20 protein-coding genes and 1 tRNA gene are annotated in these 22,231 nt (G+C 36.2%); 5 read left to right on the forward strand and 16 right to left on the reverse strand.

Annotated features, from left to right (window positions below; genetic code table 11):
• Positions 1 to 907: YncE family protein (locus H7254_RS03160; protein WP_301931604.1), on the reverse strand; the 907-nt coding region annotated here is incomplete at its 3' end.
• Positions 908 to 1,183: 276 nt separating this feature from the next.
• Here H7254_RS03160 and H7254_RS03165 point away from each other — a divergent pair.
• Together H7254_RS03165 and H7254_RS03170 are read left to right on the forward strand one after the other, a co-directional pair.
• Positions 1,184 to 1,864, forward strand: coding sequence for a response regulator transcription factor (locus H7254_RS03165; protein WP_367875415.1), 681 nt, complete (start codon positions 1,184 to 1,186; stop codon positions 1,862 to 1,864).
• Between the two features lie 21 nt (positions 1,865 to 1,885).
• On the forward strand, positions 1,886 to 3,142 hold the full coding sequence (locus tag H7254_RS03170) for a HAMP domain-containing sensor histidine kinase (protein ID WP_301931605.1): 1,257 nt from the start codon (positions 1,886 to 1,888) through the stop codon (positions 3,140 to 3,142).
• A gap of 182 nt (positions 3,143 to 3,324) precedes the next feature.
• Here H7254_RS03170 and H7254_RS03175 read toward each other — a convergent pair whose 3' ends face one another.
• From H7254_RS03175 to H7254_RS03225, 11 genes are all read right to left on the reverse strand, one after another.
• Positions 3,325 to 3,738 carry an EamA family transporter gene (locus H7254_RS03175; RefSeq protein ID WP_301931606.1) on the reverse strand — a complete coding sequence of 138 codons (414 nt, stop codon included), beginning with the start codon at positions 3,736 to 3,738 and terminating at the stop codon, positions 3,325 to 3,327.
• Between the two features lie 138 nt (positions 3,739 to 3,876).
• Positions 3,877 to 6,903 (reverse strand): efflux RND transporter permease subunit, encoded by a 3,027-nt coding sequence (locus H7254_RS03180; RefSeq protein WP_301931607.1) that lies wholly within the window; start codon positions 6,901 to 6,903, stop codon positions 3,877 to 3,879.
• Positions 6,904 to 6,959: 56 nt separating this feature from the next.
• Positions 6,960 to 7,883 carry an efflux RND transporter periplasmic adaptor subunit gene (locus H7254_RS03185; RefSeq protein ID WP_301921436.1) on the reverse strand — a complete coding sequence of 308 codons (924 nt, stop codon included), beginning with the start codon at positions 7,881 to 7,883 and terminating at the stop codon, positions 6,960 to 6,962.
• A gap of 11 nt (positions 7,884 to 7,894) precedes the next feature.
• Positions 7,895 to 9,172 carry a TolC family protein gene (locus H7254_RS03190; protein WP_301931608.1) on the reverse strand — a complete coding sequence of 426 codons (1,278 nt, stop codon included), beginning with the start codon at positions 9,170 to 9,172 and terminating at the stop codon, positions 7,895 to 7,897.
• Between the two features lie 313 nt (positions 9,173 to 9,485).
• Complete coding sequence (locus H7254_RS03195; protein ID WP_301931609.1) at positions 9,486 to 9,941, reverse strand: PA2169 family four-helix-bundle protein; 456 nt, start codon at positions 9,939 to 9,941, stop codon at positions 9,486 to 9,488.
• Positions 9,942 to 10,455: 514 nt separating this feature from the next.
• Positions 10,456 to 10,529: transfer RNA gene (locus H7254_RS03200), tRNA-Met, on the reverse strand.
• A gap of 194 nt (positions 10,530 to 10,723) precedes the next feature.
• The gene (locus H7254_RS03205) at positions 10,724 to 11,335 is read right to left on the reverse strand and encodes a fumarylacetoacetate hydrolase family protein (RefSeq protein ID WP_301931610.1); all 612 of its coding nucleotides are present in this window, start codon (positions 11,333 to 11,335) and stop codon (positions 10,724 to 10,726) included.
• Positions 11,336 to 11,421: 86 nt separating this feature from the next.
• Positions 11,422 to 12,000, reverse strand: a complete 579-nt coding sequence (pth, locus tag H7254_RS03210) for an aminoacyl-tRNA hydrolase (RefSeq protein ID WP_301931611.1) — start codon at positions 11,998 to 12,000, stop codon at positions 11,422 to 11,424.
• Positions 12,001 to 12,497: 497 nt separating this feature from the next.
• On the reverse strand, positions 12,498 to 12,893 hold the full coding sequence (locus H7254_RS03215; RefSeq protein WP_301931612.1) for a hypothetical protein: 396 nt from the start codon (positions 12,891 to 12,893) through the stop codon (positions 12,498 to 12,500).
• A gap of 5 nt (positions 12,894 to 12,898) precedes the next feature.
• On the reverse strand, positions 12,899 to 13,240 hold the full coding sequence (locus H7254_RS03220) for a phage holin family protein (RefSeq protein WP_301931613.1): 342 nt from the start codon (positions 13,238 to 13,240) through the stop codon (positions 12,899 to 12,901).
• 41 nt (positions 13,241 to 13,281) lie between these two features.
• On the reverse strand, positions 13,282 to 13,560 hold the full coding sequence (locus tag H7254_RS03225; protein ID WP_301931614.1) for a YtxH domain-containing protein: 279 nt from the start codon (positions 13,558 to 13,560) through the stop codon (positions 13,282 to 13,284).
• Positions 13,561 to 14,222: 662 nt separating this feature from the next.
• Between H7254_RS03225 and H7254_RS03230 the strand changes: the two genes are divergently transcribed.
• Positions 14,223 to 15,644, forward strand: a complete 1,422-nt coding sequence (locus tag H7254_RS03230; RefSeq protein ID WP_301931615.1) for an ATP-binding protein — start codon at positions 14,223 to 14,225, stop codon at positions 15,642 to 15,644.
• Between the two features lie 185 nt (positions 15,645 to 15,829).
• Here H7254_RS03230 and H7254_RS03235 read toward each other — a convergent pair whose 3' ends face one another.
• On the reverse strand, positions 15,830 to 15,982 hold the full coding sequence (locus tag H7254_RS03235) for a lmo0937 family membrane protein (protein ID WP_301921445.1): 153 nt from the start codon (positions 15,980 to 15,982) through the stop codon (positions 15,830 to 15,832).
• A 166-nt stretch (positions 15,983 to 16,148) separates the two neighbouring features.
• Positions 16,149 to 16,523 (reverse strand): response regulator, encoded by a 375-nt coding sequence (locus H7254_RS03240; RefSeq protein ID WP_301921446.1) that lies wholly within the window; start codon positions 16,521 to 16,523, stop codon positions 16,149 to 16,151.
• 272 nt (positions 16,524 to 16,795) lie between these two features.
• Between H7254_RS03240 and H7254_RS03245 the strand changes: the two genes are divergently transcribed.
• Together H7254_RS03245 and H7254_RS03250 are read left to right on the forward strand one after the other, a co-directional pair.
• On the forward strand, positions 16,796 to 17,725 hold the full coding sequence (locus H7254_RS03245; RefSeq protein WP_301921447.1) for a YihY/virulence factor BrkB family protein: 930 nt from the start codon (positions 16,796 to 16,798) through the stop codon (positions 17,723 to 17,725).
• 32 nt (positions 17,726 to 17,757) lie between these two features.
• Positions 17,758 to 19,170: a sigma-54 dependent transcriptional regulator gene (locus tag H7254_RS03250; RefSeq protein WP_301931616.1), complete on the forward strand. Its 1,413-nt coding sequence runs from the start codon at positions 17,758 to 17,760 to the stop codon at positions 19,168 to 19,170.
• Here H7254_RS03250 and H7254_RS03255 read toward each other — a convergent pair whose 3' ends face one another.
• Positions 19,171 to 19,749, reverse strand: a complete 579-nt coding sequence (locus H7254_RS03255; protein ID WP_301931617.1) for a hypothetical protein — start codon at positions 19,747 to 19,749, stop codon at positions 19,171 to 19,173. It lies immediately after the preceding gene.
• A 150-nt stretch (positions 19,750 to 19,899) separates the two neighbouring features.
• Positions 19,900 to 21,549: a nucleoside-diphosphate sugar epimerase/dehydratase gene (locus tag H7254_RS03260; protein ID WP_301931618.1), complete on the reverse strand. Its 1,650-nt coding sequence runs from the start codon at positions 21,547 to 21,549 to the stop codon at positions 19,900 to 19,902.
• Positions 21,550 to 22,231: the final 682 nt, after the last annotated feature.

The raw sequence follows: 22,231 nt of genomic DNA on the forward strand, positions 1-22,231 counted from the left end.
CTTCATCAACAGCAAGGGTTCTGGCCGATTTTTTTGTGGTAATGGTTGCCGCTACTACAAATTTATCTTTGGATATCTCTTTCACTACCGTCATGGTTCCTTCGCCGTTGCTGGTATAAATTAATTTTTGCACCGCATCATATCCAACTCCATCGCAGCCGGCACCAATCGGTAATTTATCTACAATGCTGCCATTTTCTGCATTTATGATCACTAATAATTTATTATCACCACAACCAGCAAAAAGCCTTTTAGTTGTTGCATCATACGCCAGGCCAGTTGGCGATTCGCCCGGTAATAACGACCAATGTTTTTCAACAATATTCTTTGTAATATCTATTACCTCTATTTCATTTTTATCTTCAATATTTACAAATACTTTCCCTCTATTATTGCTTACTAATGTTTCTGGTTTGCCGCCAACTGCTATAGTTGCAACTACCTTTTCTGTTACAGGATCAATGATAGAAAGATCATTACTGCGGCCATTGCACGTAATGATTTTTTTTGAAAACTCATCATAAAAAATCGCATCTGGATTTGTGCCCGTTGCTATCTGAGAGAGAATGGCGTTGGTTTTTAAATCGAATACGGTAACATTATTTAGCCGTCCGTTACTGGTGTATCCCTTGTTTAATGAAGGTATGAATTCGATGCCGTGAACTCCGGTTGTGTTGGGAATAATTCCTAAAGAGTCGCCGGTGGTTTTATCAAGGATATTTACCTGGTTGCCATGTGATACATATAATTTATTGGAATTGGGCTGAACAGCAATATAATCCCACCCACCTTCGCTTTTGATATGAAAGGTATTGAGTAAATGAATTTTATTGGCTTGTTGTGCTTTAGATATCATACCAGCACTTAGCAGTATGATTGTAGAGAGTATTAACCTGTAGACTTGCATATTTTTAATATTTTAAATAAAGTTGATAAATGATTCTGTAGCAATACTGAAGATATTGTACCTGTTACCATTGCTTGAACGGGTTGCGTTATTGTTTTGTAAAGCTGAAGCCAAGGCAGCATTACCAGAGAATAGAAAGCGGAAGCCGCATTAAAAAAAACAGTACAAGAGTGCGACGCCCATGCAGTACCACATTGCTTCCTGGCCCGGTCAATTGTTTTTTACCAATCATTATTTTTATAATCAGTATTCCCTCAGAATTATCTTTTATTTTTAATGATGAAATTGCTGATAATAGAAGATGAAATTTCGTTGAGAGATTCCATTCAACAATATATGGAAACGCAGGGCTATCTGTGCGAAATAGCCGGCAACTTTAAAGAGGCCATGGATAAGATTGATTTTTATGAGTATGATTGTGTACTGGTGGATATTGGTATCCCCATGGGAAGTGGTTTGGACATTGTAAAAGAATTAAAAGGAATGAAATCGAAAGCGGGTATCATCATCATTTCTGCAAGAGATGCAGTGGATGATAAGATAACCGGGCTTCAACTGGGCAGCGATGATTACCTGACGAAGCCTTTTCATTTATCGGAACTGAATGCACGGGTTGCGGCCATTATCCGACGGAGGCATTTTGAAGGAGATGAAAAAATATTGTTTAATGAAATTGAAATATTTCCTGCTGCCAAATCGGTAAAAGTGAATAAAATTTCTGTTGAGCTAACTCAAAAAGAATTTGACCTGCTTATTTATTTTATCAATAATAAAGGAAGGGTAATTACAAAATCTGCGTTGGCGCAACATATCTGGGGCGATCAGTACGACCAGGTAGTATCGTACGATTTTTTATATACCCATATTAAAAACCTCCGAAAAAAACTGATAGAATCCGGCACGCCGGATTACATTAAAACTATTTATGGTACAGGGTATAAATTTACCGATAACTAAAATATTGATTAGCTACTTACAATGAAACTGCTTACAAGAACTACTATTTATTATTTGCTTTTTAGTATCCCTCTTTTGATGTTGAGCGGTTGGCTTTTGTATTATAACATTGAAAGATCATTGCGGCACGAACTGGATGAAGAATTACAATACAGCAATGAATTATGGGTGAATCACCTGAACCATTTACCGGCAGATAAAGATATTTTGCAACTAAATAATCCTTTTATACAGATTGAAAAAAGCAATACCTTTTCTGGCAATACATATTTTTCGGATACCTTACTGTATGAATCTTCGGAACAGGAAAAAGTACCTTATCGCAGTCTTACTGTTTTTATTGAGCATAACAAACAGTATTACAAATTATCCTTTCAACGGTCGGTAATAGAACAGCAGGATGTTTTTAAGAATTTAATTGTGTTGATGAGTATGGTTTTTGGCGGGCTGCTGTTGCTTTTTCTATTAATTAATTTGTATATTAATAAAAGGTTGTGGAAACCTTTTAACGCCTCTTTGTCAAAGATTACGTCCCTTAATCTGCAGCAATTGCAGCAGGTACATTTTGATAAAGTTTCCATTCGTGAATTTAATGCATTGAACAGTTCTTTAAATGCCATGACAAACAAAATACAGGAAGATTATCTTTCCATGAAAACCTTTACACAGAATGCAAGTCATGAAATACAAACCCCACTGGCAATCATTCAATCTAAACTGGAATTGTTATTACAGGATAATGCCCTGACCGAACAACAATCAACAGTCATTACCTCAGCCTTTGAAGCCACGCAACGGCTATCCAAACTAAACCAGGCATTGTTGCTGATTACGAAAATAGAAAACAATCAGTTTGCGGCGATGGAATCGGTGAGTATTAAAACTGTTGTTGAAAAATACCAGTCTTTTTTTGCAGAGTTATTGGATCAAAAGAAAATTGAGCTTTTGATAACAGTACAGGCAGACTGGCTGCTGTACATTCATCCATTACTCGCCGACATGCTTGTTTCAAATTTATTTAGTAATGCCATCCGGTATAATCAACAGCAGGGAAAAATCATCATTACTATTACGGGACATGGTTTGGAGATAACAAATACCAGCATGCTCCCGGCTATTGGCGAAGCACAGTTGTTTCAACGCTTTGCCAAACATGATACTGCTACTGGTAATGGATTAGGGTTAGCGATAGTAAAGGAAATATGCGATACCAATGCTATCGCCATACAATACAAATACGAAAATAATTTACATCAATTTAAACTGGTTGTTTCTTAGTTTGATGCATAGGTGTTTGGATTTATAGAAGTAATATTATTGAGTGTTGGTCAATAAAACCAACACTGTATTATGTGAACTGGTTGATTCTTAGTTGCATGCCTGGATTGCTCCTTAAACCAAAGCAAATTAAAAGTATAATTTTTTTGACAAACCCATCCAGAGCTGAAACTTTATACAGTTTAAAAAATCATCACTGCGGTTCCGGCAATAATGAGCAATGCCCCAATAGCTGTTTTGATGGTAAGCGCTTCGCCTAAAAATACTACTGATAAAATAATGGTAAGGGCCACACTTAATTTATCTACAGGTGCTACCTGCGATACCTTACCTATTTGTAAGGCCTTAAAATAAAATATCCAGGAAAGTCCGGTGGCAATGCCCGAGATGACTAAAAAAATCAGGTTGTGTTTTGATAGTGTTGACAAACCCTTTGCTTCGCCCCTTGCCAATACAATACCCCATGCAATTATTAAAATAATGATGGTACGGATGGCAGTGGCCAAATTAGAGTTGACATTGGTAATGCCTATTTTGGCAAAAATGGCTGTAAGCGATGCAAACAGGGCCGATAATAAAGCGTAGATCCACCACATAAATAACTATTTGATTTGTGTAAAAAATAAAAGTAAAGTACACATTTGGAATCACAACCAACCATCTGCTGCATACTTTTATTATTTGCCTGTTTTAATCAGCCGCTGGCCTATAAATGTTTAAGTATCTTTCAGTGCTCAGTTTTTGCGATGTATCAACCTTAAAAAAGAAGGTAATACTATCAGCAGCAAAGGCAATGCAACACATAGCCCTCCGATAACGGCAATGGCTAAAGGTTGGTGCAACTGGGCGCCTGCCCCCAGCCCCAATGCCAGCGGCAGTAAGGCCATGATGGCAGCAGTGGCCGTCATTAGTTTTGGACGCAATCTGGCTGCAATGGCAAAAACAATGCTCTGCTCTGTATTCATGGTGAGCTTTGCCTGCAGGTATTGCTGATAGGTAAAAATAGAATTTTCTCCAATAATACCTACAATCATAATGATACCGGTATAGCTGCCTACATTTAATGGCGTATTGGTAATATACAGTGCCAGCAAGCATCCGGCCACACCCAACACAGCCAGCAAGATGATAAAAAAAGACACTATAAATTCCCGGAATAAAACCAGCAATACAATAAAAACCAGCAAACAGGCAGTTAATAAAATGGTAAGCAATTCGCTGAAAGCCTTTTGCTGTTCTGCATAGGAGCCGCCATATTCAATGTGGTAGCCAGGTGGCAGTGATAAATTTTTCTTGATATCTTTTTGAATATCTTTTAGCGTACTCCCCAGATCACGATTTTGCAAACGGGCAGTTACCACACCCATCATCTTTTGATTTTGTCTTTCAATTTCCGCTACCCCGTTTTCCAGTTGTATGTTTGCAACGGTACCAATGGGTTTAAGAGAACCGCCGGGTAATAAAATATTACCGCTATTGAGTGAAGTAACGGTGGTGCGTAGCGCATTGGGGTAAAGCATCCGGATATTTACCAACTGTTCTTTTTCAATGATGGAGCTCACAACATTTCCTTCCAGCTGGGTTTGCAGTTGAAACTGGAAATCGGCAGGCGTAATTCCAAACTGCGCCAGCCTTGCAACATTGGGCTGTACCATTACCTGTGGCCCTGCAATCACAATACCATCAAACACATCCGCTGTTCCGTTTACACCCCGTACAATGCCTGCCACCTGCCGGGAAATATCTTCCAGCTTTACGCGGTTATCGCCAAATACTTTTATTTCTACCGGTTGAACGCTGCTCATCAGGTCGCCCAGCATATCACCAATCACCTGGCCAAAATCAACTTTTAACTGTGGCAGTGTCGCTTCAATTTTTGCCCTCAATGCAGCAGACACTTCATCCGTTGTTTTATCCCGTTTCTTTTTTAGCTGTATCAGAAAATCTCCGCGGTTAGGTTCTGTAATAAAAAATCCCATTTGGGTTCCCAGCCTGCGGCTGTAACTGGCCACTTCAGGCTGCTCCAGTATAATTTTATCTACCTTTTTCAACATCCGGTCTGTTTCCTCCAGGGTAGTACCCGGCGGACTGTTAAAGTCCAGTACGATTCCCCCTTCATCCATCTCAGGTAAAAAACCAGATGGCATTTTTCCGGGCAATATATAAATTACAACGCCACAGGCAATGGCAAATAAAATCCCAATCCAGGCATGGCGTACAAAAAAGCGTATCCATCCTCCCTGTTCTTTTGGCTTTGTATCAGCAGCGACCCTGCTTTGTATTTGCGGTTTATCCTTTGGGCTAAATAATAAAAATAAAGCCGGCAATACCAGCCAGGTAATAAAAAAAGAAACAGTGAGGGTAATAATCATGGTAAAAGCCAGCACTTTAAAATAGGCCCCCGCTACCCCACTCATCAATATAAAAGGAATAAAAATTACAATGGTACTCAACGACGAACCTACCATTGCCGGAAATAAATAATGAATGGCTTTACTCACAATAAAAGACATGGACTTTTCCGGATGTTCTTCGTGGCTGCGGTGTATTTGTTCCACCACAATTACGGCGTCATCAATCATTAAACCGATGGCAGCAGCAATGGCGCCCAGTGTCATAATGTTGAAAGTATACCCAATGCTGTATAATACTACCAGTGTTAAAGCCAGGGTAGTAGGAATAGTGAGCAGCAATACCAGGCTTGATTTTAGTGAGCGCAGATAAACCACCACCACTACAATTGCCAGTAAAATTCCTATCCATAAAACATCCTTTATACTTTTAACACTTTCATTTACAAAATCAGCCTGTAAATAATACGGCCTGATCTTTACATCTTTGGGTAAAATATTTTCCAGTTCCTTTACCTTTTTCAATACGCCGTTGTTTACTTCAATAAGGTTGGCGGTTGGCTGCTTTATCACCGCTATCAATGGTACGTCTTTCCCATTGGCATTGATTTTCACATATTCTTTCATCGCCGCAATCTGCACATCTGCCACATCTTTTAACAGTACAACCCTTTTAGCAGAATTAAGGATGATGAGATTTTCAAGTTCTGTTTTACCGGCTATCGCATTGTCAGTTAGTGTGAGGTAAAGCCGGTTGTAGTCACTTATATAACCATTGGATTGCAAAACATTTGATTGAGCCACGATGGTGGCAATTTGCTGGGGGGTGATACCGAGTTGCGTTAATTTTTCCGGCCTTAGTACAATCTGGTATTCCTTTGTTTTACCCCCAATTATTGCCACATCGGATACCCCGGGAGTAGCTGCAAGAAAAGGTTTGATTTGCAGCAGGGCAATTTTTTTGAGCTCAATCCCGCTCCGGTTACTTTCCATTGAAAATCCCATGACAGGCAAAATGGAGGGATTCATTTTTTCAACGGTAATTTTGGTACCTGCTAAAAGGTTGCCCCGCACCTCGTTAATGAGCGATTCCATTTGTAATTTTGCGAGGTCAACATTGGCATCCCATTTTAGAAAAACAGAAATTTCACAACTTCCCCTGGACGTAGTACTGCGGATATAATCCAGGCCTTCTGTACGTTTAATAAAATTTTCCAAAGGAATGGTCACGGTCGTCATCATCTTATCCACTGATTGTTGCCCCGCATCTGCAATCACTTTTATTTTTGGAAAAGTGATATCCGGAAACAGTCCTGTTTTCAGACTTGAATAACTGAAAATACCCGCCAGTATTAATAATACAGTCAACCCAAGTAAAGGCTTTTTATAGATAGTATGAAATTGTTTCATTGTTTTATATAATATTGCCGCAGTTAATTTTGCCAGTATTCAGTACCAATTATCAATTATTTTGAAATTCCTACCAGCGATGAATCTCCCAGTCCAAATCCTCCCTCGGTAATTATCCGGTCGTTTATTGTTACCCCTGTAATCACTTCTTTTAAAGAATCATTTTGCAGGCCGACGGTAACGGGTACACGCACTGCCAGTGAATCATTTAACAGCTTCATTACCCAAAATTCAGTTTGCGTTTCATTAGTTTGTATGGCAGCCAGCGGCAGGCAAAGCGTATTTAATTTTTGTTTCATGGGGATACGCACCAGCACATTCATATTTTCAGGTAAATGAAGGTTAACCGGCAGGTGAATAAAATATTGCTGGGTTTGAGAGGGCGAATCAATTACGGGTATGCTCATGGAAATAGAAGCATCTATTTTTCTGCCGTCGGGTAACTTTACTTCACAACTGCGCCCATTATACACATATTGATGGTACTCATAAGGAACATTCACCGTAAGCACCAATGACGAAGGTTCGGTAATTGTAGCCAGTACATCTCCTTCATTTACAAAATCGCCCTGTATATAATTCACCGAGGTAATAAAACCTGCCGCACTTGAAGCGATCCGGATTGGCTGTTGAAACTGTTTTAAAGAAGGCTCCCGCTGGTCAATGCTTTTGAGTGCATCCTGCTCTTTGGTTTTGATAGAACAAAACGTAGAGCCCGAACTAATCCGGTCACCAACTTTCCAGTGCATGTCAATGATATAGCCGGTAATATTAGTTCTAATTACTACTTTTCTTTTAAAAACTGTATTTGCATTTAATTCCAGAAAATCAGTTAAAGAATGCTGAACAGGTTGCACAATTACAACTGCCGTTTTAACGGTCTCCTGCGCTGCTTCTGCCGTTGCTTCTTTTTGTTTACAAGCAGCACAGAAAGCCATTACGAGCATTAATTGCACCAATACATTTCTAAATAAAAGCATCCTTTTAATATTTACCAGTTATAATAATTGTATTGATTGGTGTACAGCAAAACATTGGTGGTTGCCAATGCTTTATTTTTTTCCGTAATGGCATAATCCTGTAAAGCATGTACATAATCCATTACGGTTACCTGTCCCTTTATTACTTTATCCTTAATAATATCCAGCAACAATTCCTGCTTTTGTATTTGCAGATCAAGCAATACAATGGTTTGCCGCCATTGCATTATTTGTTGTTTTGCATTGCGGATATTATTTTGTTGCAATAAAGCTGCGTTGTTTCTATAAGCCTGCTGGTTGGTAAGTAATATATTGTTTTGCCTTTCATTTAATTTTTTTTGTTTACCATCATAAATTGGTATTAATAAATGTACACCGGCACTTAACCCAATGTTGTGATCCAGGTTACTGAAATCCGATGAATAAATACCGGTTGAACCTATTGCATTTACCTGTGTTTTGTATTTTAAGTTAAACACATTTTGCTGCGCCAAAAGGTTCAAACTGTCAAGCCGAAATTTTTGAGCATAATAATATTCTGCCGGTGCCGGCTGAAGCGATATATCTGGTGGCTCAAGATCAAAAATTGTTGTGTCTGCAATTGCCGCCAGGTTTTTAAGCAACCCTACTCCATTGTTGTAGGCAAATTGTAACTGCAGCAAATCATTGCGGCTGGTAGTTTGTTGAATGTCGAGTAAAAGGTAATCATTTTGCTGCAGTAACCCTTGTTTTACCAATGCTGTTACGTAAGGCTTTCTTGATTCCAACTGATCAATAATTTTTTGCAGGTACTCCTTTTGCTGCTTAAACTGATAGGTAATTATGTATTGATCTATGATTAATTTTTTCAGGTCCTGTTCCAATTGTTTGCGGCTAAAAGCTGATATGGACGCCTGTATTTTATTTTGGTCATACAATGGTTTAATGAGTGCATTGTTAAACAAGGGTATGGCTACATTTAACTGTCCGGCATATAAACCGCCGTTGCTTAAGCCCGCATCATACCCATAGGCTTTGGCGGATGGATTGGGGGTGATACTGATGATATGACCATTGTTAAAAAAGAAAGGTGTAAATATATAATCCGCCGTAAAGTTTACCTGTGGCTTTTTATTTTGGGCGGTGATGATGTCATTTTGAATTTGAAAAAATTGCTGCAGGTTAGTATTTTCTGTAAGCGTGGGATTATTTTTTAACCCTTCGGTTATAAAGTATACTGCATTTTTATTTTGAGCCCATAATAGAAAAGGCAATAAATAAAATACCACCACCAAACATAATTTATTCATCAAAATTTACCATTTGTTTTAATACAGGTTACACAATTTAGTATTTCAAACTGAGTAAATAAGGAATGTTAAGACCATAATGTCTATAACAAAGGCAATGATAATAATTGATTCTGGAGAAATTCTGATTATGTAAATTTTATTATCTACTAATGATTTTAATAAGTGGGAAGATAAATAACAATTAAATTTTGCAGTAAGGTGTAATTATACATCCAGGTTTACAATAAAAAAGAATGGTGTTGAGCAGCGCAAGGCATACTATTCGACAAAAACTATTTTGTGGAGAAAAACCAGACCTATTCTAATTATTTCACGTTGTCTGATTCCTTAAATCTTTAATTTCATCATGTGCATTGCGTAGTAATTTCTGTTGCCCGCTGATCATATCTCTTAAAAAATGAGGAATATGTTTTTCTGCCAATGCAGCGCTATAAGCTCTTTGCGCTGCATCTTCCCCCGCTTCGCAATTGGCAAGTATGGTATGACTGTCGTGGCCCGTAAAAATAGCTTCCACATCCATCAAGGCCCGGTGAATTTTTCCACTGGCCATGGTGCCATCTGCCATTGTACCGCCTAAAACCTGTACTTCCCGTCCAAGGGCATTGCGTAACTCACGGCTTTCATCAATCATCTTTTCAAATACCAAACAAATATCTGTATCATTCCCTTTTAATTCTTCCATTGCCTTTTCATATCCTGCAATGCGGTCATTGTTGATTGTTATGAGATCATTCAATATTTCGATTGTTTCCTGTGTGTGTTCCATAACTAAATATTTTTTAAAAGGATGGCTAAAAATTCATGCCAGTTATTTTCGCTTTTTTACACTGTTAGTTATAATTTAAACCGGGGTTTAAATACCACGATAGTTGCAATAATGATATGCTTTTAGCTGGCACCATCCTTGTTAATATCAATTAATCTAAAAAAACGTTTACGCTACACGAAAGTTAATGGTATTAATTTAATTTTAAACTTCATCTTGATGCTGATTTATAGTGGTTTTAGATTTCCACAGCAAAAGTGGTACATTTCGGGCCATTTGAATTTAACTGGTCTAAAAAAACTTTCAGCGGTTCAGGATATACCAGGAGGTATTGCATAGCAGCCGGAATTATTATTTTTATGGCCGACAGAAAAAAGCTAAACAATTATTTTGATATTTTCCTTTACCTTTTTTTTGAACCGACAATAGCATTTAGAATTTTTCTTTTGCAGGAGGGTATTGTATGATGGAAACTAAAACGGCACCAGAAAAATCCAGTGCCGTAGTACAAATGTATCGGGAAGCAGACTTGAACTGCCGACCTTCGGGTTATGAATCCGATGCTCTAACCAGCTGAGCTACCCCGACATTTCGGGGTGCAAATATAGGCGTTTTTGTGAAATGCTAAAAACTTAGCAGTTTAAAAGTTGAAGTAATTTGGCAAAAACCTTGCTCTTATTGATAAACATAACTTTTTTTTTACCGATAGGATATTCACAATACGCAACACCACCTGACTGTTTTAGCCCGGATGAATTCAATATTAATAAAATTGAAGGGAATTATTTTATTTCCATTTTAAGCAGCATTTCCTTTTCAATAAAGGCTTCAAGGTCATCTCCCACCACGCATTCTCCTACACCAGAGGGCGTTCCGGTAAAAATTAAATCGCCGATGTTTAATGAAAAATAGTTGGAGATATGGGAAATGATATAGTCGAAAGAAAAAATCATCTGGTTGCTGTTTCCCTGTTGCACCAGTTCCTTATTTTTATAAAAAGTAAAGTTGATATTTTTTTTGTTGAAGGTTGGCGTGAGGTCAATAAATTTTCCTACGGCAGCAGAATTATCAAATGCCTTGGCTTTTTCCCACGGCAGCCCCTTTGCTTTAAGGTCATTTTGAATATCCCTGGCTGTAAAATCAATACCTAGTGTAATACCGTTATAATAGTTGGTAGCGTGCCGTTCCTGGATATACTTGCCATTTTTACAAATACGCAGTACCAGTTCACATTCATAGTTAAGCTCGTTGGTAAATTCAGGATAGTAAAAAGGCGTATGGCTCTGCAGCAGCGCACTTTTAGGCTTCATAAAAATCACAGGCTCATCTGGTATATCGTTGCCAAGCTCTTTGGCATGGGCCGGGTAATTGCGGCCTACACAAATTATCTTCATCTTTTTTTGTTATTAGGATAGCTGGGTTTTAGGGAGCGAATATAAACAAATCAAATAAACAAAACAATTAGGTCATTACTGGTGCCTTACGGCTGTATAGAAAGCTTATTCACCTCATTCATAGTTTTTTCAATACCAACAACAGCTATACTTTCAATTACCTCAATGCACTTTCTAATTTTTAACTGAACTGTTGTCAATTCTACAAGTAACCATTTACTCAAAACAAAATCTGCCTGCATTCCCTTGGGGTAATTATTTCCAATTCCAAACCGAAGTTTGGGATATATATCTGTTCCCAAAACATTTTGAATATCTTTAAGTCCGTTGTGTCCTGCACTGGAACCACCGGCCCGTAAACGCAGTTTATCTAATGGAAGTGCAAGGTCGTCAACTATTGTCAAGGTATTTTCTAAAGGTATCTTTTCTTTGTCCATCCAATATTTAAAAGCTCTGCCACTTAAATTCATAAAAGTAGTCGGGCAAATGCAGATAAACAATTTGCCCTTCCATTTTACTTCAGCCACAAGAGCAAGCCTTTCCGATTTAAATGCTCCCCCATGCTTTTGTACAAATGCATTCACTACATCAAAACCTATATTATGACGGGTGTTTGCATATTCGTTCCCTATATTACCAAGGCCTGTAATTAAATATTTTGACATGATTAAAGACGAAGATAAAATAAATGGAGTTGCTTCCTGCACCTATTTGTAATTATCACTGAAACGTTTTAAGATGAAGTTTTAGTATAATATAAAATAATTTTTTTATTGCAGTAAGGGTATTTATTTCTCAAAAAATAACGGTAATTATTTAAAAATAGAATTTCCACTTCCGCTCTGCAGGCTGATGGAGTGCAACCCCGGAATACCGCCATTACCCGGAGTGCACACCAGCCACTTTTAAAGTGACAAGATATTTCTTGAAATCATTTTTAAACAGCTTTTCAGGTAGTAAAATATAGAGTCTTGTTTATAAAAATTTATGGCTATTTTTTATTTTTTTATGGCATAATAAAACACAGGTCTAAGGTAAAGCAGCACTGACTGTCATCAAAATATACAAAAAATATTTAAACAAAAACCGGCCCTTTCTGGCCGGTAAACTCTGTATTTTGAAATAGTTGTTACTTTATCAAAAAATAAAAACAGCCAGTAATCTACCCATTGCTCACCGGGCGATTTTTAGGTTTAAAAATTTTGCTCAATAAATTAAGACCGCCTGATTTAATGGAGGCTGCTTTTTTTGAAACCAAACTGGCTACACCAAGTTCCATCGCTGTTCCCAATAACTTTTTGGCTATGCCTGCAGATTTGCCAATCATTACTTTTTTTGATAACAATCCAAGGCCAATACTGATACCCGCATTCACGATATTATCTACCGCACCTGGAGAATGCACCACTTTGTTTATAGAACTTTTTAAAATATTGATTGGCATCAGACTTTGATAGGTAGCGTAAAATTCCTCTGCCAGATTATCTTTTTGTTGTTGCTGGTGTTGTTCCAGTCTTTTTATGTTTTCCCGCAATTCTGCCGAATTATTAATTTGCATATTACTTAATTAAGTATTTTTTTTATAATCAAGTCATTTATGGGCTGTTTTATCCATTTACTTTTAAATGACAATATAATTACACCCAGTAATAAATAAAAGCCCCCTATAACAAAAAATCCATAGCAGGCAGAGCCCATCAAATCTCCCAGCCAAATACACAGGCCAACGTTTATAATAATAAATCCAAAAACTATAAATAATGCTATAACTAACCATGAAGCAATGGAAGATATTATGTCTGAAGATTTATCAACAGCCTTCAGTTTAAATAAATTAACCTTTGTTTCCACATAATCACCTGTACTTTCCAACAGCGACCTAATGGTATTTGGCAGATTTTTCATTTGTTTTATTTTAGCCCGGGTGTAAGGTGATTAAAAAAATTTTAAGACAAAGAATGCTTGATACTGGATTGTACTGTAGCCGCTTTTTCGTTGCCTTCAGCCAGGGCATCGTCTGCCGCATTTTTTGCATTTTCTATCTCCTCAGAAATACTGTCGATCAATTCATTAAATTTTGATTTCAACGTATCAGTTAAATCTGCACTTTTTTTGCTGATTTTTTTTCTGGTGTCCGCTCCTTTATCAGGAGCAAATAAAATTCCCAATACTGCTCCCGCAGCGGCACCAACTAATAAACCTGTAATAATTTTTGAAGAGCTCATGGTTTTATTTTTTTATTTAAAAGAATTGTTTCTATTCGTCAAATCCAAAACACTGCCAATTTGTTAGTAAAGTATAAAATTTTTTATATTATAGTACTCTCTATTTAAAACCGGCCTGCAAATTTGCTAATTAAAAAATGCCAGCAAACAATTGTGCAAAATGTTACCCGCCTCAGGAAAAAATATTTTTTTGCTACAATCTCAAAAAAATCGGGAATGCTCATTATTTTTCGCCTATGCTAATTTATACAATGCTACGAAAAATGCTGCCTGCTGGTTTAAATTTGGCTGCTAACAGGTTAAGCTGGCGTTAAAATAGTTTTGTAATTTCAAACAATTTTGCATTTTCAATGCAGTGAAATTTCTTTGTCTTTGAAATAGCTTTCAGCTTTTTGCCGCAAGGGAAGTTACACCTCATATAAATTTTGCAACTTTTACCCGGTATCCTTATAATAACTAATTAATTACCGAGATTTTTTGGTTAAATTTTTGTGCGGTTTTAAAATAACTTTTAAAAATAACTTGAAAATACCTTTAGTTTTACAGCCTATGTTCTTTTAAGATTAAGTATTAACAAATTTGGCTTATCTGAGCAGCACTAAAAAAAGTATCGATTATGGGGCACAAATATGCTCACTTTTCTATAATTTATATAATCATTTATGATGCTAAATGTTATTAAACAATTGCAAATTGACCGACGTATTCGTGCAGGATATGGTGCTGCTTTTTTATTATTGCTTATTTCTTTTATTTTTATTTTTTACACCAACCGGCAATTACGTGAACAAACCAGGGCCATTACCCGTACCCATAACATCATTATTCATCTTGAAGACCTGATATCCGGAATTAAAGATGCCGAAACTGGTGTAAGAGGTTATTTTATATCAAAAGATGAAGCATTCTTAGACCCTTATCACACAAGTTTGCAAAGGGTTGACAGTGCGTTCGCATTTTTTAAACCTGCTTTCAGCAATTCATTTAGTAAGCAACAAAACCTCGAAAAATTAAAATTGCTTGTTGATAAGAAGTATCAATACCTGATTTTTGAATTAAACTACTTTTCTACCCATAATTTTTTGATTACAGATACACAAATTAAACTGGGCTATGAAAGTAAATCTGTAATGGATTCCATAAGAACAATTGTAAAAACCATGCAGGTGGAAGAAAAAAACTTGTTGATTGAAAAGACAAAAGTGCTTGACAATCGTTATTATGCTTTGAATATTTTTATAGTTATTTCTTTGATACTTGCTTTTTTGTTTGCATTTTTTGGTTTACTTACCTATACGAGAGAAAATAATGCACGCAAAGCCTCAGAGCAACAGGTACTGGAATTTCAAAAACAATTGCAGTTGCGGATAAATGATCTTGATAATGCCAATAAAGAATTGATACAGATGCGGCGAATTGAAAAATTTGCAGCAACAGGCAGGATAGCCCGTAACATTGCTCACGAAGTGCGAAATCCGCTAACAAATATTAACCTGGCAATAGCACAGCTAAAATCAGATTTACCTGGTATAGATACAAATTCTTCTATCCTGTTTGATATGGTAAACAGAAATAGCCAACGCATTAATCAGTTAATTACCGAATTGCTGAATGCTACCCGATTTGCAGAATTGAATTACCAGCCCGTATTAATAAACACCTTGCTGGATGAGGCTTTGGATCTTGCTAAAGACCGTATTGCCCTAAAACAAATTAAGGTTGAAAAAAATTACAGTGCAGAAAAGTTTACTATTTCAGCCGATAAGGAAAAAATAAAAATTGCGCTTTTAAATATTATTGTAAATGCGGTGGAAGCTATTGATACGAATGATGGAGTTTTAAAAATATCTATCAGAAAAGAAGGTGAAAAATGTTTACTTGAAATAAGTGATAATGGAGTGGGCATGGATACGGTATCTCTCAGTAAATTATTTGAACCTTATTTTACCACAAAACAAAAAGGTAATGGCCTGGGACTTACCAATACACAAAACATAATTCTTAACCACAAAGGCAATATTCAAGTAGAAAGTATGCCGGGAAAAGGTACAAGTTTTTTTATACGTTTTGATTTTACAGATTAGTCGTTAAATATCAAAAGTTACTTAGCCGGTGTTAGCGTTCACACCACGCCAACCTCAGGATGGCAAATGAAAATTCTATTTTAAACAATTTCTAATTGTCTTAATAATAAATAAACCCATCATTTTGTACAGTTAAAATACAAAATGACGGATAAAGAATTACTTCAGTACTTTCGATGGTTTTTCTAATTTGCTGTACCCCTGATCACCTTAAGCAAAACAGCAACAATTGCAATTACCAAAAGAATATGGATAACACCACCTGCATGATACCCCAAAAAACCAATAGCCCATGCAATTACCAGAATTACTGCAATAATGTATAATAGGTTGCCCATAACAAATAAATTTTTTAGTTACACAATATTTAAAATAAAATAAAAACCTTGCCAGATATTGAAGTGCGTACCCACACAAAACTTATTATAATGTGAAAGACACATAAGTTTTTTTTTAAAAACCAGGATAGTAAATATGTAAATAAAGATATTTGTAGAGAAAGCTCTACATATGGGGAACAGAATGAGAATTATTGAGATCTTCTATTGCAGAAATTATAGCTTCTTTTGTAAACGGTTTTCCTATAAAAATATCTACCCCCTTATTAATTGCCTGTTGTCTGTCATCAATCGTATCATAGGCTGTAATCATAATGATTTTGGTATCTGGATAATTTTTTTTGATATGGGCAACAAAATCAATCCCCAGACCATCCGGTAAATGATTGTCTAAAAAAACAATAAAAGGGGGAGAATTTTTTAGTTGCACAACAGCATCAGCCAGGTTATTTACATAATTTGTATGGCAGTTTTTTTGTCTTAATATCCCGCTTAAAAGATAGCAAATATCAATTTCATCATCAATAATAAGTGTTTTCAAATTTTTTTTTTAAATAAAAAAGTAAGCAACGCGGTGTATTCTTTCTAACATTTCAATAAACCCTGCAACAATTACAAAGCCAAACAACCACTGCTTACTATTTCTGGTAGTATTTGGCTGGCTTGTAGAACGCTGTAGAAAGTTATTTATTTTGATGTTTATTGATATTTTTAATCCTAAATTTATTACACGGCAAACAGGTACTTTTTTATAAGGGAGTTTTAACGGATAAAACATTTTCTACTATTTTTTGTAATAAAATATTCTAAACAATGAAGAAAAAAAGATTTGCGCTGTATCATTTTATCAAGCAGGTAATTGCGGAATTTATTGACGACAATGTTTTGAAATACAGTGCCTCACTAGCTTACTATACCGTATTTTCCCTCGCACCCATGCTCATAATTATGATTACAATTTGCGGAGCCTTATTTGGTAAGGAAGCGATAGAAGGAAGAGTGTATGTTGAAATAAAAGATTTGGTAGGAGGCCCGGCTGCAATGCAGATACAGGACACAATTAAAAATATTCACCTTACAAAAAATAGTCCTTTTGCAAGCGTATTTAGTATCATTGTGTTAATAATAGGTGGTACAAGTATTTTCGGGGAAATACAGGATTCCCTAAATAAAATATGGGGTCTAAAAGTTATTGCAAAAAAAGCCTGGTGGAAACTGATCATAAACCGTTTGCTTTCTTTTTCGCTTATAATAAGTTTAGGTTTTGTGTTTATTGTATCGCTGTTATTAAACGCTTTAATATCGGTTATTGGCATTCGCCTTAATAATGTTCTTTCAGGCGTTGGTAAAATATTTATACCGCTCATTGATAATGTACTTTCTTTTAGTATCACCACCCTGCTTTTCGCCATCATCTTTAAAGTACTTCCCGATGCAAAAATAAAATGGAAAGATATTACGATCGGTGCTTTTGTTACTGCCATTTTATTTACATTGGGCAAATGGGGTATAGGCTATTATTTGGGCCGTACCAATTTAGCGTCTATTTACGGGGCTGCAGGATCAGTTATTATTATTATGCTGTGGGCTTATTACAGCTCTGTTATTTTATACCTTGGTGCAGAATTTACCAAAGTTTATGCTAATGAACATGGGGCCAGTATACTGCCCAGTGAATATTCAGAATGGATTAAAATAAAAGAAATACCCGTACAGGAAGTTACCTTAAAAAAAGAAGTGTAAGTAGTTGTATATTTGAAAAAAGTTTACCCCCCATGAATAGAAGTATTTTGATTATTGATGATGATGCTGACATGTGTGCTTTGTTAACAAGGTTTCTTACTAAGAATGGTTATGCTGTTGACTCTGCACATAGTGGAAACAAAGGTTTGGAAAAGTTTAAAGCTGGTAAGTTCGATATCGTTTTATGTGATTACAGGTTGGGAGATAAAAAAGATGGCAAGGACATTTTAATAGAAATAAAACAGCACAATCCGCAAACAATTGTATTGATTATTACCGGGTACTCAGATATTAAAACTGCCGTAGACGTTATTAAAGCCGGGGCTTATGATTATATTACAAAACCCCTGATACCAGATGAAGTTTTAAATGTGTTGCGGGCTGCCATCAATCAGTCTGAAAATAACAATGGCATTCCTCATTCAGCAAATACTGCCTTAGCAAATACCAGCAGAAAAAACAGCCCGGGCAATTCCGAATTTCTGGTTGGGGAAGCAGCCGCTACCAATGCTTTATATAACCAGATTAAAATAGTAGCACCCACCAATTACAGCATTATATTAAACGGCGAAAGCGGAACGGGTAAGGAAGTTATTGCAAAAACCATCCACGAATTGAGTAGCCGTAAAAACCGTCCTTTTGTAGCAATGGACTGTGGAACCCTTTCAAAAGAACTGGCCGGCAGTGAATTATTTGGCCATATAAAAGGTGCTTTTACAGGTGCCATTAATGATAAAGAAGGGCATTTTGAATTGGCAAATGGTGGTACTTTATTTTTGGATGAGGTAGCTAATCTGTCATCGGAAATACAGGCGTCGCTTTTAAGAGTAATACAGGAAAGAAAAATAAAAAGAATTGGTGGTAACAAGGAAATAGACGTTGATGTAAGAATTATTGTAGCCACCAACGAAAACCTGCAGGATGCTTACAAACATGGAAAGTTCCGGGAAGATTTATATCATCGCTTTAATGAGTTTTCAATTGAGTTACCCCCTTTGAGAAACCGTAAAATTGATATCCCCTTATTTGCTGATTTCTTTTTACAAAAAACCAATAAGGAACTGGACAAAAATATTGAAGGGTTTGAAGAAGATGTAATGAAAATGTTTATAAACTATTCGTGGCCGGGAAATTTGAGAGAGTTTAGAAATGTAATACGCCGGTCTGCATTATTGACCAATGCAGGCAAAATTTCTCCATCTACTTTACCTGCAGAAATTACCGGGTTTATAATGCAAAAAGCAGCACCTGCGGCAGCAACAGAATCAAACCCCATAAAACCAGCCTCTCTTGACCTGAAAGATACCGCATCCAAAGCCGAATACGAAGCCATTATGCAGGTATTAAAAGAAGTAAATTTTAATAAAACGCGGGCTGCTGAACTTTTAAATATTGACCGGAAAACCCTATACAACAAAATAAAAAGTTTTGAAGACGCCCAATAGTTAAATTTTACCGGTCTTATCTTCTTCCGTTTCCGGTGTTGAAAACAAAGTACCGATGCTATGCATCATGCTGGAAATAGGACCTTCCATTTTGTTGGTGTTATCATCCACGGTAGTGTCATTCAATAAATCGCCTGCATGTAAGCTTGCATGCAAGTAAGGAAAAATGTTATCAGTTTGGTTTGAAAGAAAAAGACGTACATCTTTAAAAGTAGCATTTTCAGGTAAATTTTCCTTTATTACTTTTATACTTTCTGTAGCAATATTATTTAGCTCAGTGGAAGAAATTTGATTTTGCGGATTGCTGTAAGCCGCTATTTTTTCTATAATCTCCTGCTTATTATTATTAAATATTTTTGATACCCAGTCTGTAGAATTTTCTTCCCTTAAGATTGCCTCCGCTCCTTCATCAGAGCTGCTTAATTTGTATAAACCGGTTAAAATTACAGGAATTGCCGCCTGGCTAAAATTGTCTGTTGTTGTAGTGCTTTGATCCGCCTCTTGAGTATTCGGATTAATTTTTTGCAACTGCGGATAATGGAGATTTTCCTGTACTGTATTTAAAAGATTGATTGCCATGATTGTATTTGTTGTTATTATCAATTATTGCTGCCAACGGTAGTTACAAAACCATGCCAATAAATTCCCTGATGGATGGAGAAAGTGTTCGTTGTTAAAAGATTAGCGCACGTATTTCAATAATTTAAAATATTCTGCTTGCAGTTTTAGTTAGCTAAATGGTAGTTTTTCCACCTGGTCTAAAGTAATGGCTTTTTTAAATTTATTGGGAGAATGATTAAATTCAGGAAGCATTTTACCCAGCAGCGGTGCAATCATTTCATTACTATGCGCAATGGCCGCGGCTTCCAGTTTTATAAGCAATGAATAAAAATCCGGGTTGGTGTCGGAGCATTTTTTAGCACGCAAAATTTTAGGATGACTTGTAGGAGCAAATTCTTCTGAATCTTTAAATAATTCTTCAAACATTTTTTCTCCCGGACGAAGGGAAGTACATTGTATCGAAATATCTTTTCCGGGTACTAAGCCTGCCAGTTGAATCATACGGGTAGCGAGGTCCATAATTTTTACTGGTTTCCCCATATCAAAAAGCAAAATATCACTTGATCTTCCAATTTTACCTGCCTGTAAAACTAATTTTGCAGCTTCAGGAATCGTCATAAAATACCGGGTAATCTCCGGGTGTGTAATTGTAACGGGCCCCCCTTTAGAAATTTGCTTTTTGAAAGTTGCAACAACCGAACCCGCAGAACCAAGCACATTTCCAAAACGGGTAGTAATAAATTCTGTATTGGATTCAATCCTGTCATTTAAAGATTGTATATATATTTCGGAAACCCTTTTGGTTGCGCCCATCACGTTGGTAGGGTTAACGGCTTTATCAGTAGAAACCAGCACAAATTTCTTAACGCTGTGTAACATCGAAAGATCCGCGATAACTTTTGTTCCAAAAATATTGGTGAGCACTGCTTCGCTCGAAAAGCACTCCATCAGTGGTACATGTTTATAGGCAGCCACATGAAAAACTATATCGGGTTGATGAGTTATAAAAAGTTTTTTAATACGCATATAATCTCTTACTGATGCTACTTCAACCTGTATTCCCTGCCGCATTCCTTTTTGCCTTAATTCATATTCAAGATCAAAAAGGCCCGATTCTGCCTGATCCAGTAAAATCAATTTCTTTACCTCATGTCCAATCAACTGACGACAAATTTCACTGCCAATGGAGCCCGCTGCCCCAGTAACTAATATAATTGCATCCTTATAATTTGCTTTTGACAGGTCATTGGGAAGAATAATCTCATCCCGCTCCAAAAGTTCTTCAATATTCATTTCCTTAACCTGATTCTTTTGAAACAAGCCACCAGACCATTGATTGGCATGAGGAACTACGTTCACTTTAATTTTAAATGGAGCACATAAATCGGTAATAGCAATTTTTCTTTCTACTGTTAATCTATCAATCGCAATGTATATATGCGTAATACGATTTGATTTTAAAATTTTAACAAGCTGTTCTCCCTCTGCACTGTAAATAGGTAAACCCTCCAGTTTTTTACCTACCAAATATGGATTGTCATCTATAAAACCAACCAGTGTAGTATTTATTTTGGCATCCTGCTGAAGCACTTTTTGCGTTATTTGTCCCATCATTCCTGCTCCAAAAATGAGCGTTCTGTTAGCTGGATTAGGCCTTGCCTGCGCCATAAAATAAATTTCCTTTACCAGCAGTCTGAATGCAACTAAAACAAACATCACCGCAAACAAATTAATTACCAGCAGTGGCATGGTGATTTTACCTGATACAAAATGGTTTGAATCACCCCATCTAATAAGTACCCAAATAGCAAATTGCAAAAAAGAAAATTTTATAATCCTTATAATATCCCTTACTTCTGAGTAACGGATAATTCCCTTATAAATGGAAAATACACCAATACAAATAACGCTGACTAACAGATTTGTAATGAGACCAGGTATAAAATTAATTATATCGCGTAAGTTGACTGAGAGATGTTCATTAAGAAAGAAAGAAAAAGTAAACGAAACTGAAATCAGTATAATATCACAACAAAAGATAATCCATCTGGGTGCAAAATTTTTTAAAAAAAGGATTGGCATAATTTTTCAGTTTAATTGTAGGGATTGGGATAATTATTTATAAAAAAATATTGCTTTTAATTTTAAAAACTTCCTGCAAAAATAACGGGCATTTGCTGATCTGATTATTATATAAAATGTTTAATTACGCTCAATTTTTAGTCACGATACTGTAACTTAAAGTATTAACGTTTCGTTATAAATCAAATATATAACGCTAATTAATTTTTGCTTTTTAAATTAGTGTAATTGAGTTTGCTGACACTACTTAGTTATGGACATTTTTCTAAAAATAGACAGAGTCAAAATTTGTATAATTTATATAGACATTATTTTACTATAAATTGTTTCTATTTAACAGACACTAAAACACCCTTTAGATTTAATTTCTTACAAGCTATTCAAAAATAAAATTTTCACTTCCCATACTAAGCTTCGT

Source organism: Ferruginibacter sp. (assembly GCF_014377975.1).
Taxonomy (GTDB): domain Bacteria; phylum Bacteroidota; class Bacteroidia; order Chitinophagales; family Chitinophagaceae; genus Ferruginibacter.